This window comes from Mesorhizobium sp. M0522 (genome assembly GCF_040321085.1).
Lineage (GTDB): Bacteria > Pseudomonadota > Alphaproteobacteria > Rhizobiales > Rhizobiaceae > Mesorhizobium.
On record NZ_JAMYQW010000029.1, the window covers coordinates 13,866 to 27,641 of the forward strand.

Genomic DNA, 13,776 nt, shown 5'->3' on the forward strand with positions numbered 1-13,776 from the left:
GCACCTGTCGCATTTCAGCGACGCGAGAGGTGGTGCGCTGCATGGGGCAGAGCGGCGGTTCTCCCCGAAGCGGACCGGCCTGTTAGACCCAGGCAGTCGAGAATCCGACGAGCGGAAAACTCGACGTCATGCCTGCAGGATTGAAGAAATTGGCCGGATATGGCGGAGGGAGTGGGATTCGAACCCACGGTGGGCTTGCACCCACGCCGGTTTTCAAGACCGGTGCCTTAAACCGCTCGGCCATCCCTCCAAGGTGATTTTTCCATCACTTAGGATATCGCGAGAGGAGCGGGTTCGAGCTGTCGGTACCGGATTGGCACCAGGACGTTCCCCGACCGGTTCGCGCTCCATTCCTGTAAAGCCGCATTCAACGCCAAGTCAACCGTGGCGGCCGCACCTTTCGGCGCGATCCAGGACGGTGAGCAGCGTCATGGCGAGCTGTGTTTGTGCTGAGTGTGGAAAATCGTTTTTAAAACCCGCACGGACTATTAATCGTTGAGCGCTGATATGTGGAGCGCATTAGGCACATGTAAGTAAATCGTATTCTGGAGTTGATTTTGGCCGTACTTGGCGCTCTCCCGCCCGGTCTTCGCTGTAGACCAATCCGCGAAACCGACTGGGAGGGAGTGGTTGATTGCCTGTGCAGGGGCTTTCCGGCGCGTAACCGGAGTTACTGGATACACGCTCTGACCCGTTTGTCGCAGCGTCCTGCGGTTGCCGAGTTCCCACGATATGGCTTTGTTTTGGAGCATGCCGGTCGGATCGTCGGCGTTGTGCTCACCCTTTATGCTCGCTACCAGGGGCCAGAGGGCGACGAAATCCGCTGCAATCTTTCAAGCTGGTCAGTCGATGCAGAATTCCGTCCTTATGGCGCCATGTTGGTTGTGGCGGTTCTCAAGCGGAAGGACGTGACCTACACGAACATTTCGCCGGCACAAGCGACATTGAAAGCCAACCGGGCGCTAGGCTTTCGGCTCTTCTCCAGCGGACAATTTACCTTCTTGCCGGCTTTAAGTTTGACGCAGCGGTCATGTCGCGTAGTCGAAGTGCGTCCCGATCTCCCGGAATTGGCGATGCTGCCCGAGAGTGAGAGGTACATACTCTCGGAACACGCCGCGCTGGGCTGCCTGTCGTTGATCTGCATTTGCGACGGAGCAGCGTTCCCCCTGGTATTGATGCCGCGCCGAATGTTGCACGGTGTTATCCAGTGCCATCAGGTCATCTATTGCCGCTCGCTTGCGGATTTGAGCCGCTGCGCCGGTGCGATGGGGCGCTTTCTCTTGCGAAGCGGAATCCTGGTTTGCTTTGTCGACGCCAAGGAGCCGATTCCAGGTTTGGTGGGATGGTACCGGCCCAACAAGGGGCTGAAATACTTCAAAGGTCCCAGACCACCCGCACCTGGAGATCTGACGTTCACCGAACTTGTGATATTCGGTCCCTGAATCTGCGCTCGCAGACACGCCAAGCCAGGGGCAAAGTGCGCCACGAACGGCGTTTCTGATCGATAAGCGATGATTTTCATGCCGATCAGCGAGGCGGTCCGTGCCACAATCTCGCCCGGTTCCGACCACAATCGGTTAATACGGTGATAAACAATTCCTGCGCACAAAAAGGATTGGGGTAGGGCGTCGCCGGCGTTTCTGGAGTGGGTGCTTTGGCATCGCTGACGTTCATGCTGCGGTGCCTTCGTCGATGCTATAGGGGATAATCAAAATATGCAGACCACGGCGCGCCCGCGTCTTCGTCGCGCTTCCGCTTTCGCGCTGTTTGCCTTGTCGGCAGCCTTTCTTGCAGCATGTGCCGGGCCGCAGCAAAAGGCGATGGTCAACAAGAAACCTCGCTCCAAGGAATATTTTTCCGAAGCCGAATACGGCGTGAAAGCCAGCCCGCGCGTCATGTTCAAGACGTCTCGCGGACGCGACCAGCTCGGCAAGCCCTATCAGGTGCGCGGCAAGTGGTATTATCCGAAGGAAGACAAACGTTACGCCAAGGTTGGCCTCGCATCCTGGTACGGTGAGGCCTTCCACGGCCGGTTGACCGCCAACGGCGAAGTCTACGACATGGCAGATCTGACGGCGGCGCATCCGACCATGCCGCTGCCGAGCTATGCGCGGGTCACCAACATGAAGACCGGCAGCTCGGTGATCGTGCGCGTCAACGACCGCGGACCCTATCATGATGGACGCATCATCGATGTGTCGAAGCGCGCTGCTGAAATGCTCGATTATGCCAACATCGGTACGGCCGAGGTGAAGGTCGAATATGTCGGCCGTGCGCCGCTCGAAGGCAATGACGGGCAGTATCTTGTGGCTTCGTATCGTCCAGGCAACAGGGCGCCGGATCCGTCGGACGGCCTGCCCAGCGGTGTCATGGTCGCGATGAATGGGCCGTCGCCAAGCCTGCCGGTGAGCGCTGCTGCCGTGCCGTTCCCCGGTCAGCTGACGAATTCCGGGCAGGGATCCGATGCAGGGCCTGTCATGGCAGTGCAAGCATCTGCTTTGGGAGACATTGTACTGCCCGATTTCGGCCCGATCGTGCCGGAGCGCCCGGAGATCAACCTGCCGGCGCAATCGCCGTTCACCGTGGCGTCGCTGTCTTACGCGGACGAGCGCGTGCAACGCGCCTCCAACGCGTTTGCCGAGCTGGATGGCGCCGGCATGTCGCCCGCCGAAATTCTTCAATCGTGGAAGCGGCAAGCTCCTCCAACCGGGTCGCCCACGGACTATGTCGCGGCGGGTTCGTTCGAGAATGCCGCCGAAGCGGAGCGTGTGGCGGCCCAGCTTTCCAGCTTCGGCAAGACCGAGATCCAGCGCTCGGAACTTGAAGGCAAGGACTGGTACTCGGTCAACCTCTTTGCCGACGGTCGTGGCAGCCTGGACGAGATGCTGCAGGCAGCGTGGTCGCATGGTGCGCCGGATGCGCTTGCTGTACGCAACTGAGCTCGGGGCTGCCTGGTTTTTTCGCGCGCGATTGATCCGCCAGGCAAAAGCCTGATAGCTTCTGCCAACTTGCAAAAGCGCCGGCTCACTGGTCGAACCTGATGAAATCTTTTCACCCTTTCACCGGGCTTATGGCGCTCGGCCTGCTGCTGCTCTCGCTTGCGCCGGCCTCAGCACAGCTTTTCGAGACCAAGGCCGCGCAGGCCTTCATGATCGATGCCGAAACCGGAACCGTGCTGTTTTCCAAGGACGCCGACAGGTTGATTCCGCCGGCCTCGCTGGCCAAGCTGATGACGATGGAAGTGGTTTTCGACGCCATCAAATCAGGGCGCATGACGCTCGATGATACCTTCGTGGTGAGCGAGAACGCCTGGCGCAAAGGCGGCGCTCCTTCGGGGACATCGACCATGTTCGCCAAGCTCAAGTCGACGATCCGGCTGGAAGACCTGATCCAGGGCGTGACCGTGCAGGCGGCCAATGACGGCTGTATCGTCATTGCTGAAGGGATGGCCGGGTCCGAAGCAAACTTCGCAGCGCAGATGACCGGGCGTGCCCGCCAGATCGGCTTGCAGAAATCGACTTTCGTCAATTCCACCGGTCTGCCGGCCGATGAGCAGCAAACGAGCGTTCGCGAACTTGCGCTTCTGGCGCTGCATATCTGGCGCAACTACCCGGATCTCTACCGCTATTACGGCCAGAAGGATTTTACCTGGAACAAGATTTCCCAGAGGAACCGCAATCCGCTACTGGCCATGGACATAGGCGCCGACGGGCTCGCGGTCGGTGCCAGCGAGCAATCCGGGTTCGGCATTGTCGGCTCGGTCAGCCACAACGGCACAAGGGTGATCGCGGCGATGAGCGGCCTGGCAAACGACCGTGAGCGTGCTGAGGAAGCGCGAAAGCTGCTCGACTGGGGCGTTCGCTCCTTCGAGAAGACTGAAGTATTCGCCAAGGACGAAGTGGTTGGCGAAGCCCAGGTCTTTGGCGGCGCCAAGTCCGGTGTCGCGTTAAAGGCAAAAGGACCGGTGCAGATCTTCCTGCCGATCACCAACCGCGACAAGCTCACCGCCAGGATCGTCTATGACGGACCGGTGGCAGCGCCGGTGGAGGAGGGGCAGCCGGTGGGTACGCTGCGCGTCTGGATCGGCGATACGCTGAGCCAGGAGACGCCGCTGTTTGCCGCCGAGTCGATCGGTGTCGGTTCGCTGCCGCAGCGCGCGCTCGACGCCGCCAAGGAACTGGCCGTCGGCTGGCTGCGTTAGCACCGTCGCGGTGGACCTTTTTTCCCGCCGGGACTATACGGTCCCCGAAGTATGGACAAAGGCTTTGGCGCGCGGATTTTTCATCACTTTTGAAGGCGGCGAAGGAGCAGGCAAGTCGACGCAGATCGAGCGGCTGGCAAAGAAGATGCGCGCCAAGAAATACGATGTGCTGGTGACACGTGAGCCGGGTGGCTCGCCGGGCGCGGAGGCGGTCAGGCATGTCCTGCTTTCAGGCGCAGCCGAGCCGTTCGGCCCCAAGATGGAAGCGCTGCTTTTCGCCGCTGCGCGTTCCGACCATGTCGAACAGGTCATCCGGCCGGCAGTCGAGCGCGGTTCGGTCGTGCTTTGCGATCGTTTCATGGATTCCTCGCGCGTCTACCAGGGCGTGACCGGCGGCCTCGACCCGGCATTCATGGACGCATTGGAGAAGGTCGCCATCAACGGCATGGTGCCGGACATGACACTGATCTTCGACATCGACCCCGCCGAGGGCCTGAGGCGCGCTACCGCCCGGCGGGGCAGCAGTGACGGACCGGACCGCTTCGAGAAAGAAACATTGGCCATCCACCAACGCCGGCGCGAGGCGTTTCTCGCGATCGCCTCAGCTGAACCCGAACGCTGCGTTGTCGTCGATGCCTCAGCCGACCTAGATGCGGTGGAGGATGTCGTTACCGCCGCGGTGTTCGCGGCTCTCGAGAGGATGATGCCGGCACAAAGAAGGCAGGCGGCGCCAGCATGATTTTCGAACGCATCGCGCCCGAACAGCACGATACGCTGGACGGGGTGCCCGAGCCATCCGAGACGCCGCGTCTTGTCGGTCACCTGCAGGCGGCCAACATGCTCGCCACCGCTTACCGCTCGGGAAAGCTGCCGCACGCACTGATCTTTGCCGGACCGGTTGGCATCGGCAAGGCGACGCTGGCCTTTCACCTGGCGCATCATCTGTTGAAGCACCCGGCCTTCGAGCAGGCGCCGGAAAGCCTTGCCGTTCCAGATCCGGCTTCGTCGCTGTTTCGACAGATCGCCACCGGCGCGCATCCTTCGGTGCTGCATCTTACACGCCCGGCGAACGACAAGACCAAGAGCTTCAAGACAGTGGTCACGGTCGACGAAATCCGCAAGGTCAGCCGTTTTCTGTCGCTGACCTCGCACGACGGCAGCTACCGGGTGGTTATCGTCGATCCCGCCGACGACATGAACACCAATGCTGCCAATGCCTTGCTGAAGAATCTTGAAGAGCCACCCGCGCGCACCTTGTTCATCCTCATCGTCCATGCGCCGGGCAGTCTGCTGCCGACGATCCGGTCGCGCTGCCAGATGGTGCGGTTGGCGCCGCTCGATGCCGAGAACTTGATGACGGTTCTGGAAGGCATCGAGCCGCCGCCACCGGAGGATCCTGGGGCGCGCGCGGCGCTGGCGGAGCGGGCAGGGGGCAGCGCGCGCAATGCGATCCTGTTGACGCAGTATGGAGGGCTCGAAATCGCCGCCACCCTCGACGCCCTGGTCATGTCCAAGAAGATAGATGTCGCAGGCGCCTACCGTCTTGCCGAGGCGGTCGCCGGCCGCGACCAGGCAATCCCGTTCGAGATATTCAATCGCCGCGCGCTTGATCTGCTGTCGGCCGGCGCCAGCCAGGCCGCGCTCGCCGGCGATCTCGCGCGGGCCAAAACGCTGTCGGATACTTGGCACGAGGCTTTGAACGCTATATCTGAAACCGAGACCTACAATCTCGACAAAAAGCAGCACGCCCTGACCATGATCGACCGCCTGAATTCTGCAATGCGAATGTGACGGCCGCTGGCGTGGCTTTGAAGCCCCTGAGTATTGATCCCAATCAATCGCAGGAACTTCGAAGCCACCACATTGGCGTCGGATGGCAATTGCCGTTTCGATGCGATATCTCACCGCGACATCTTTCATTCAGACATTCATGACGGCTCATCCATGGCACGCGAAAAATACTACGTCACGACGGCTATTTCCTATCCGAACGGCAAACCGCATATCGGCCATGCCTACGAGTTGATTGCCACCGACGCGCTGGCCCGCTTCCAGCGGCTCGACGGTAAGGACGTGCTCTTTCTCACCGGCACCGACGAGCACGGCATAAAGATGCTGCAGACGGCGAAGAGAGAAGGTATTTCAGCGCGCGAGCTGGCAGACCGCAACTCGGCCGATTTCGAGCGCATGGCCGTCGCGCTCGATGCCTCCAACGACGATTTCATCCGCACCACGGAAAAGCGGCACTACAAGGCCTCGCAGGCGATCTGGAAGGCGATGGCCGCCAATGGCGACGTCTATAAGGGCGGCTATGCCGGCTGGTACTCGGTGCGTGACGAAGCCTATTACGGCGAAGAAGAGACCGAGGTGCGTGCCGACAATGTCCGCTATGGGCCGCAGGGGACGCCGGTCGAATGGGTCGAGGAAGAGAGCTACTTCTTCCGGCTGTCGGCTTATCAGGACAGGCTCCTTGCACTTTACGAAAACCAGCCCGATTTCGTCGGTCCTGCCGAGAGGCGCAATGAGGTGATGAGCTTCGTCAGGTCCGGCCTGAAGGACCTATCGATCTCGCGCACCACGTTCGACTGGGGCATCCCGGTGCCGGGCGACGAGAAGCATGTGATGTATGTCTGGGTCGACGCCTTGACCAACTACATCACCGCCGCCGGCTATCCGGATCTGGCCAATGAGAGATGGTCGTTCTGGCCGGCAAACGCGCACGTCATCGGCAAGGACATCGTCCGCTTCCACGCGGTCTACTGGCCGGCTTTCCTGATGTCGGCTGGCATCGAATTGCCGAAGCGCGTGTTCGCGCATGGTTTTTTGTTCAACCGCGGCGAGAAAATGTCGAAGTCGGTCGGCAACGTCATCGACCCGTTCGCGATGATCGAGCACTACGGCCTCGACCAGGTGCGCTATTTCTTGCTGCGCGAAGTGCCGTTCGGCCAGGACGGCAGCTACAGCCATGATGCGATCGTCAACCGCACCAATGCCGACCTTGCCAATGGCCTCGGCAACCTGGCGCAGCGCTCGCTGAAGATGGTCGCCAAGAACTGCAGCGGCGCGGTGCCAAAGCGCGGCGAACTGACCGAAGCCGACAGCGCCATCCTCGACCAAGCGGTGGGGGCACTCGCCGTCGCGCGAAAGGCGATGGCGGATCAGGGCATCCATTTGGCGCTGGCGGCGATCTTCGGAGTGGTGGCCGAAGCTGACCGCTATTTCGCCTCTCAGCAACCCTGGGCGCTAAGCAAAAGCGATCCAGAGCGTATGAAGACAGTTCTGTGGACGACGATCGAAGTCGTCCGGCGCGTGACGCTGCTCTGCCAGCCCTTTGTTCCGGGGTCGGCTGCTAAGCTGCTCGACCTGCTGGCGGTGCCGGCAGACAACCGTGACTTTGCGCATGTCCACGCCGACTATGCGCTGGTGCCCGGCACGGCATTGCCCGCGCCGGAGGCGGTCTTTCCGCGTTACGAAAAGCAGGACGCGAACGCCTGATGCTGGTCGACAGTCACTGCCACCTCGACTTTCCGGATTTCGCCGAAGAGCGGACGGCCATTGTCGCCCGCGCCCTAGCGGCCGGCATCGGCCGAATGGTGACGATCTCGACGAGGGTGAAGCGATTTAACCAAGTGCTTGAGATTGCAGAGACTTTCGATGAGGTCTATTGCTCGGTCGGCACCCATCCGCATAATGCGGCCGAAGAGCTTGATGTCACTGTCGATGATCTGGTGCGGCTCTCTGCTCATCGCAAAGTGGTGGCGATTGGCGAGGCCGGACTCGACTATTTCTACGATCATGCGCCGCGCGACGCACAGGCGCAGGGCTTTCGCACCCACATCGCCGCGGCGCGCGTGACCGGTCTGCCGCTGGTCATCCATTCGCGCGACGCCGACGACGACATGGCTGATATCCTCGAAGAAGAAACGGGGAAGGGCGCCTTCCCCTTCATCCTGCACTGTTTTTCGTCGGGGCGCCGGCTGGCCGAGATCGGCGTGGCGCTCGGCGGCTACGTCTCGTTTTCCGGCATCCTGACCTTCAAGAACTCCGCCGAGCTGCGCGCCGTCGCCGCCGATGTGCCGCGCGACCGTCTGCTGCTCGAAACCGACGCGCCATACCTTGCGCCAATCCCGTTTCGCGGTAAGCGTAATGAGCCCGCCTATGTCGCGCATACAGCCAAGGTGCTGGCCGAGACGATCGGCTTCAGCGAGGCCGAGATCGCTAATATCACCACGGATAATTTCTTCCGGCTGTTTAGGAAAATGCCGCGCCCGAGCGCGCCGGGCGCCTGACGCATGAGCGACCGGTTACGTCTTACCGTCCTCGGCTGCGGCTCATCGCCGGGCACGCCACGCATCACCGGCGACTGGGGCAATTGCGATCCCGCGGACCCCCGGAACCGGCGCACGCGCACCGCAGCGCTCGTCGAGCGGATCGCGGCGAGTGGCGCCCGGACCACGGTCGTCATCGACACCGGCCCGGATTTCCGCGAGCAGATGCTGCTGGCATCGGTCAAGCGCATCGATGCGGTGGTCTATACACATCCGCATGCCGACCATATCCACGGCATCGACGATTTGCGCGGCTTCGTGCTCGAGCAGCGCCACCGGATCGACATCCATGCGGATCAGGCTACCATGCTGCGCCTACGCGAGGCGTTCCGCTACTGTTTCGAAACACCGAAAGGCAGTTCGTATCCGCCGATCGTCAACGCCCATATCATCGACCACCACAGGCCGGTGGTGATCGCAGGCGAGGGCGGCGCCCTCACCCTCGAACCGCTGCTGCAGCTCCATGGCGACATCACCTCGCTGGGTTTCCGCATCGGCGGGCTGGCCTATTGCCCTGACGTCAGCGACTTTCCGGAGGCGACCGCCAAGCGTTTGCGCGGGCTGGACATGCTGGTCATCGACGCGCTGCAATACACCGTCCATCCGAGCCATCTGTCGCTTGGCCAGGCGCTTGGCTGGATCGAAAGACTGGCGCCGAAGAACGCGGTGCTGACGCATATGCATGTGCCACTCGACTACGCTACGGTAATGGCCGAGACGCCGGCCAACGTCGAGCCTGCTTATGACGGCATGACGATCGAAATCCCTTACGAATCAGCGTGAAAGACTAAGTTTTTACGGCCTGGGTTCCCGAGTTGGATCTCGCGAGGTGCTATCTTCACGTCACATCCAATCGGCCATGCCAGTTCCATAATCTATCTTATGCGACTATCTTGAGTACTCGAAAATAAGCGAAGCTCCTCCGAACCAAAATCGAAAGGATGGAGCTTTGAAAAATGTCCTACTCCGCAGCCTCGTCGTCCCGCTCGCCTCGCGTGCCGGGACCGCTTTGGCGGCGTATCTCGTGGCAAAAGGCCTCGACGGTACTCTGGCAGACCAGTTCGCAAATGGTGTGCTGGCTGTCGTTCTGGTTGGTTGTGATGTAATCACCGGGAAAGCCCTCTCCCTCGTCGGGATCGACAATCGGGAGGCGTCCTAAATTCATCGGGGCGCTCTTGGGCGGTATCGCCTCTATTGCAGGCGCTATCATGGGTGGTGGCGACCAGACCACCACCTCCACCGTTGATTACGAAGCAATGGTTAGGTCGGCTGAAAAGGCCGGCTTCAACCCTCTTACCGCCATTCGCAATGGCGGCGCGGCTGGCTTCACCAGGACAACTACTCCCGGCAACCCTCTGGCTGCTGGGCTCTCTGCCGCAGGCTCATGGCTCACAAACTTTGACCCATACGCCGACGCGGCCCGCGATCAAGCTTCCCGTCTCGTGGAAGCGCAAATCGGCAACCTCAATGCCGAAACCGGAAGCTACCAGCGCACTGCTGCAACGCCTTCCGGCCCGGTCCTTCGTAGGCCGGGAACTGCCGGTATTTCCGGCTCTCCTGCCGCGCTTCCTGCCGGCAAGGTCTCGGCAACTAACCCACTTCCCGGCCGTGCCGTCATCGATCCGACCTTTGCGGACGCTGATGCATGGGAAGCCCGTTACTCTGACCCGGGCGGGTGGGTCGGCGCCCTCGTGAATGTTGGCGCTGATATGGACGCTAATATCCGGCGCTACTGGCCGGGGGCAGATACCGTCTTCGCAGACGGTCGTCGGTACATCCGCTCGCATCTGCCGACGGGCAATCCGTGGATGCTTCCACCGGCCTCCGGCAATCAACCGGGCGGACAGGCTTATGTCCTCCCGCCCCTGTCATCCGGCGTATCGGGTGGCTGGTGATGCCCTGCGCCGCTTGTGCTCGGCGGCGCAAGGCCGTCGCTCGGACGCTCCGAGCAATCTCCAAAAAATCAACGCGCGTTATGCGCTCTCTGAAAGGTCGTAAAAATGGCTACTCGTCGCAATCAATCGTCCGCTGAACTCGCCCCTGGCTCGGGCGATCTCCTGCGGATGAACCGCACCTTGACCACACCAATTATGGTCAACCGCTCCATGCGGGTTCACACCGCTCGCGGTATCACCTCCCTGCCCGCCGGTAAGATGGTTCCCATCGCCGCGGTTCCTCTCCTTCGTGAGGACGCGGTAAAATCCGGTCGGCTCCGCTTCACCTTCGAAATGATGGAAACAGCGGAAATCCTTATGAATGCTGTCTATGTCTCGGTGAAAGCCTATCTCGTCCCCTGGTCTGCGTTCACTCGCTTCGACTCTGTCGACGCAGTGAATCGCGCCTATGACGGCACGGAGCAATATGCTGCCGGCCCGGTGCAACCGTTCGTCCAGCGCGAGGTCTTCAACGCCGTGACCTCGGACGATATCAAGGTCTACCTCGGCCTGCATGCTAAGACCGGCGATACTGTCACTACCGCCTATCATGAGGCGTATAACGAAATCTGGAATTTCCGCGCAAAGAACCGCTCGCCGGACCTCGCTACGCGTCTCCTGACCGACAAATCGCTGGCTCCTGCCTTCTGGCGGCATGAGCAATTCAAACACATCGTCCCTGACTTCGATCAGGCGATTATTGACGGCCAAGTGCCGTTGAATGTCGTCAATACGAAACTGCCCGTCTCGGGCCTCGGCATCAAGGGAACGCCGACTGCCTCTGTCGCCACCTTCCGCGATAGTACCGGCGCAAGCTGGACGGGCGGCGCTGGTGGCGTCGTCGCTCAAGAAGCTCTGCTCGGCACCAAGCTTGCGGGTGCGGTCTCTGCGACCGTCTTGCCGGCGATTTTCGCTGAACTGAGCGCCAACGGTATTACCGTCTCGCTGTCGAACATCGAAATGGCGAAGAAAACCGCTGCCTTTGCGCAGCTGCGGACGCAGTACAGCGAGTTGGACGACAACTACCTGATCAATATGCTCATGGACGGTCTGACCATCCCTGAGCAGGCCATGCGCCAGCCGATGCTCCTGGGCGAAAGCACCACGGTGTTCGGCATGAGCAAGCGCTACGCCTCGGACGCCGCGAACCTCACTGAAAGCGTCGTCAACGGCGCAACGATGGTTGACATGGCCATTCAGACGCCTCGCGTCCCTGTCGGCGGCATCATCATGGTGGTTGCCGAAATCACGCCCGAACAGTTGTTCGAGCGTCAGGCTGACCCGATGTACCACTACCCCATCGTGTCGGGCGCAAATGCCCACACCGGCGCGAACTTCCCTCACTACTTGAAGGACACGCTTGATCCGGAAAAGGTCGAGGCGGTGCCAAACCGCTATATCGACACTGCCCACGCCACGCCTGCCGGTACCTTCGGCTATGCGCCGCTGAACTATCGCTGGAACGTCCAGCAACCGCGCATTGGCGGCAAGTTCTACAATCCCGATCCGGCTGCGCCGTTCGACGAGGATCGTCAGCGTCTGTGGGCGGTCGAAACTGTCAACCCTACGCTTGGGGTGGATTTCTATCTGTGTACCAACATGAACACCAAGGTGTTCGTGGTCACCAACCAAGACCCGTTCGAATGCATGACCCAGGGCGATTTCCTGATTGAAGGAAACACCGTCTTCGGAACGCCTCTGATCGAAGCGAACGACGACTACGCCAAGGTGCTCGCCAAGGTGGATCAAACCCGCCTTACCGGCGTCTGAGGGTTCGTTGCCGGGGCTTATCGTGCTGGTTCCGTCTTAACGGGTCAGGTGGATCGGCTCCGGCAACGTTCACGTTTTGTTTCACGTGAAACATTCCGTGAAACATTCACGTTTTGTTCCAACTTTTCCCAGCCAGGGAGCCCCTGGTTGAAAATCCAAAGGAGAAAACAATGTCTGCAACTATCCTTCGCATGGGCGATCTCAACCGTTGGTCGCCGGTCAAGTCCGGTCAGACCATCAATCTGGACGGGCGCAAGGTGCGCACCGTCCGTATCGATCTCCGCGCATCCGACATTGCCGAATGGCATGTCGAGCGGGTCGATGAAGACGGCGTGGTAGCAGGGGAATTCCTCTGCCTCACGCCAGCCGGCAACTGCACTGTTGAACTGCTCGTGGCCGATGAAATGCGGCTGGTGCCGCTCTTCCCCAAGGAAGGCCACATGCTCTTCTCGTCGCCCGAATTCGACTTTGTTCATGTCGAGGGCGATCCGGAAAGCTTCACCAAGATCGCGCACCGGCGCGCTCGCAATCCTGAGGTGGAATATATGCACTTCATGATGAACCAGAACATGGAAGCCCGGATGGCGGTCATGGAAGAAGAAATGGAGCGCCGGTTGGCCGGCATAACGAAAGGACTCAGCAATGGCGAGAACACTGGCGGGGAAGCAGGTCTTCATCAGCGACCGGCTGCGCAACGTGAGAAACTACAAAAAGCGCCAGGGGGCGGGGTCCCCTCGCCCGCTCCTGTCGGGCTTCCTGGGGGCGTCCAGCCCCAGCCCGACGACGACGGGGCCGGCACTGCTCCGCCAGCGCCTGACGGCGCTGCAGACCACGGCGCGGCTTAACTCGCGCGGTCGAGGCGGCAGTGACAGCTACGGCAACTTCTGAAACTGGCGGCTCGGGCATTCGTGCCCGGGCCGCTCTCGTCTCCCTCTCCCAATACCGCAAACGCGGGAAGGAACCTCCAATGGCTCTCAAAATCCTCGCCGGGGAAACCGGCATGCTTCCGGCTCGGGAGGCTTCGCCCGAACATCAAACTGTGCTTCAAGGTCTACGCGATCGCGCCTTCTTGATGTCGGAACGCTACGCCTCGCAACAAATGCGAGCGTCAACCGAAGGCTCTCGGCCTGAGATAATCGCGTTCTATGACGCCTTCCAGCGCCAGCTACGCGCGCTCGGCGTCCCCATGTTCGCGCACACCTTCGTGCGCGACAGCCACGCCCAGGACGAGGCGTTCGCCACCGGCCATAGCAAGGCGCAGGCCGGCGAAAGCCCGCACAACTTCGGTTGTGCGGTCGATGTCGTGCATTCCCGCAAGGCGTGGTCGCTCACTAAGCGAGAATGGGCCGTCATCGGCCATATCGGCAAAGACGTTGCCGCCCGCAATCAGATGAAAATCGACTGGGGCGGTGACTGGCAATTCTGGGACCCTGCCCACTGGGAAATCCGCCGCTGGCGGTCTATCGTCTCGTCGCCACCAAAGGGAGGGTAATCTAAATGGAAGGCTTCGTCTTCGCGATGCTCTGCGCAGGCTTCGTCCTGT

13 protein-coding genes and 1 tRNA gene are annotated in these 13,776 nt (G+C 61.0%); 12 read left to right on the plus strand and 2 right to left on the minus strand.

Features of this window, described 5'->3' with window-relative positions; all coding sequences use genetic code 11:
- Nucleotides 1-160: 160 nt before the first annotated feature.
- A tRNA-Ser gene (locus NKI58_RS25500) sits at nucleotides 161-250 on the minus strand.
- 307 nt (nucleotides 251-557) lie between these two features.
- On the opposite strand from NKI58_RS25500, the gene NKI58_RS25505 reads away from it, so the two are divergent.
- The 8 genes from NKI58_RS25505 (at nucleotide 558) to NKI58_RS25540 (ending at nucleotide 9,312) form a co-directional block, all read left to right on the plus strand.
- Nucleotides 558-1,442, plus strand: coding sequence for a GNAT family N-acetyltransferase (locus NKI58_RS25505; protein WP_352593883.1), 885 nt, complete (start codon nucleotides 558-560; stop codon nucleotides 1,440-1,442).
- 273 nt (nucleotides 1,443-1,715) lie between these two features.
- Complete coding sequence (locus NKI58_RS25510) at nucleotides 1,716-2,939, plus strand: septal ring lytic transglycosylase RlpA family protein (protein WP_352785057.1); 1,224 nt, start codon at nucleotides 1,716-1,718, stop codon at nucleotides 2,937-2,939.
- 131 nt (nucleotides 2,940-3,070) lie between these two features.
- Nucleotides 3,071-4,201: a D-alanyl-D-alanine carboxypeptidase family protein gene (locus NKI58_RS25515; RefSeq protein WP_352593887.1), complete on the plus strand. Its 1,131-nt coding sequence runs from the start codon at nucleotides 3,071-3,073 to the stop codon at nucleotides 4,199-4,201.
- A gap of 64 nt (nucleotides 4,202-4,265) precedes the next feature.
- Entirely contained in the window at nucleotides 4,266-4,940 is a 675-nt protein-coding gene (gene tmk / locus NKI58_RS25520) for a dTMP kinase (RefSeq protein ID WP_352448921.1), read from the plus strand.
- Entirely contained in the window at nucleotides 4,937-5,992 is a 1,056-nt protein-coding gene (locus NKI58_RS25525) for a DNA polymerase III subunit delta' (protein ID WP_352593881.1), read from the plus strand. The genes tmk and NKI58_RS25525 overlap by 4 nt, the downstream gene beginning before the upstream one ends.
- 153 nt (nucleotides 5,993-6,145) lie before the next feature.
- Nucleotides 6,146-7,696 (plus strand): methionine--tRNA ligase, encoded by a 1,551-nt coding sequence (gene metG, locus NKI58_RS25530; RefSeq protein ID WP_352785054.1) that lies wholly within the window; start codon nucleotides 6,146-6,148, stop codon nucleotides 7,694-7,696.
- Nucleotides 7,696-8,490, plus strand: a complete 795-nt coding sequence (locus NKI58_RS25535; protein ID WP_352593880.1) for a TatD family hydrolase — start codon at nucleotides 7,696-7,698, stop codon at nucleotides 8,488-8,490. Before metG ends, NKI58_RS25535 begins: the two co-directional genes overlap by 1 nt.
- A 3-nt stretch (nucleotides 8,491-8,493) precedes the next feature.
- On the plus strand, nucleotides 8,494-9,312 hold the full coding sequence (locus NKI58_RS25540; RefSeq protein WP_352636703.1) for an MBL fold metallo-hydrolase: 819 nt from the start codon (nucleotides 8,494-8,496) through the stop codon (nucleotides 9,310-9,312).
- A gap of 178 nt (nucleotides 9,313-9,490) precedes the next feature.
- Here the strand turns inward: NKI58_RS25540 and NKI58_RS25545 are convergent, their stop codons facing one another.
- Nucleotides 9,491-9,694: a hypothetical protein gene (locus NKI58_RS25545; RefSeq protein ID WP_352853882.1), complete on the minus strand. Its 204-nt coding sequence runs from the start codon at nucleotides 9,692-9,694 to the stop codon at nucleotides 9,491-9,493.
- Between the two features lie 43 nt (nucleotides 9,695-9,737).
- Here NKI58_RS25545 and NKI58_RS25550 point away from each other — a divergent pair, with 43 nt between their 5' ends.
- From NKI58_RS25550 to NKI58_RS25565, 4 genes are all read left to right on the plus strand, one after another.
- Nucleotides 9,738-10,424 carry a hypothetical protein gene (locus tag NKI58_RS25550; protein WP_352853883.1) on the plus strand — a complete coding sequence of 229 codons (687 nt, stop codon included), beginning with the start codon at nucleotides 9,738-9,740 and terminating at the stop codon, nucleotides 10,422-10,424.
- A gap of 105 nt (nucleotides 10,425-10,529) precedes the next feature.
- Nucleotides 10,530-12,233: a hypothetical protein gene (locus NKI58_RS25555; protein ID WP_352853885.1), complete on the plus strand. Its 1,704-nt coding sequence runs from the start codon at nucleotides 10,530-10,532 to the stop codon at nucleotides 12,231-12,233.
- A 170-nt stretch (nucleotides 12,234-12,403) separates the two neighbouring features.
- Nucleotides 12,404-13,078, plus strand: a complete 675-nt coding sequence (locus NKI58_RS25560; protein ID WP_352853886.1) for a hypothetical protein — start codon at nucleotides 12,404-12,406, stop codon at nucleotides 13,076-13,078.
- Nucleotides 13,079-13,098: 20 nt separating this feature from the next.
- Complete coding sequence (locus tag NKI58_RS25565; protein ID WP_352853888.1) at nucleotides 13,099-13,725, plus strand: M15 family metallopeptidase; 627 nt, start codon at nucleotides 13,099-13,101, stop codon at nucleotides 13,723-13,725.
- Nucleotides 13,726-13,776 lie beyond the last annotated feature (51 nt).

What these genes read in the sequence shown, in the direction of transcription:
- NKI58_RS25510 (WP_352785057.1), top strand. Translation starts at nt 1,716, where the DNA reads ATGCAGACCACGGCGCGCCCGCGTCTTCGTCGCGCTTCCGCTTTCGCG.
- NKI58_RS25515 (WP_352593887.1), top strand. Translation starts at nt 3,071, where the DNA reads ATGGCGCTCGGCCTGCTGCTGCTCTCGCTTGCGCCGGCCTCAGCACAG.
- NKI58_RS25525 (WP_352593881.1), top strand. Translation starts at nt 4,937, where the DNA reads ATGATTTTCGAACGCATCGCGCCCGAACAGCACGATACGCTGGACGGG.
- metG (WP_352785054.1), top strand. Translation starts at nt 6,146, where the DNA reads ATGGCACGCGAAAAATACTACGTCACGACGGCTATTTCCTATCCGAAC.
- NKI58_RS25535 (WP_352593880.1), top strand. Translation starts at nt 7,696, where the DNA reads ATGCTGGTCGACAGTCACTGCCACCTCGACTTTCCGGATTTCGCCGAA.
- NKI58_RS25540 (WP_352636703.1), top strand. Translation starts at nt 8,494, where the DNA reads ATGAGCGACCGGTTACGTCTTACCGTCCTCGGCTGCGGCTCATCGCCG.
- NKI58_RS25545 (WP_352853882.1), bottom strand. Translation starts at nt 9,694, where the DNA reads ATGAATTTAGGACGCCTCCCGATTGTCGATCCCGACGAGGGAGAGGGC.
- NKI58_RS25550 (WP_352853883.1), top strand. Translation starts at nt 9,738, where the DNA reads ATGGGTGGTGGCGACCAGACCACCACCTCCACCGTTGATTACGAAGCA.
- NKI58_RS25555 (WP_352853885.1), top strand. Translation starts at nt 10,530, where the DNA reads ATGGCTACTCGTCGCAATCAATCGTCCGCTGAACTCGCCCCTGGCTCG.
- NKI58_RS25560 (WP_352853886.1), top strand. Translation starts at nt 12,404, where the DNA reads ATGTCTGCAACTATCCTTCGCATGGGCGATCTCAACCGTTGGTCGCCG.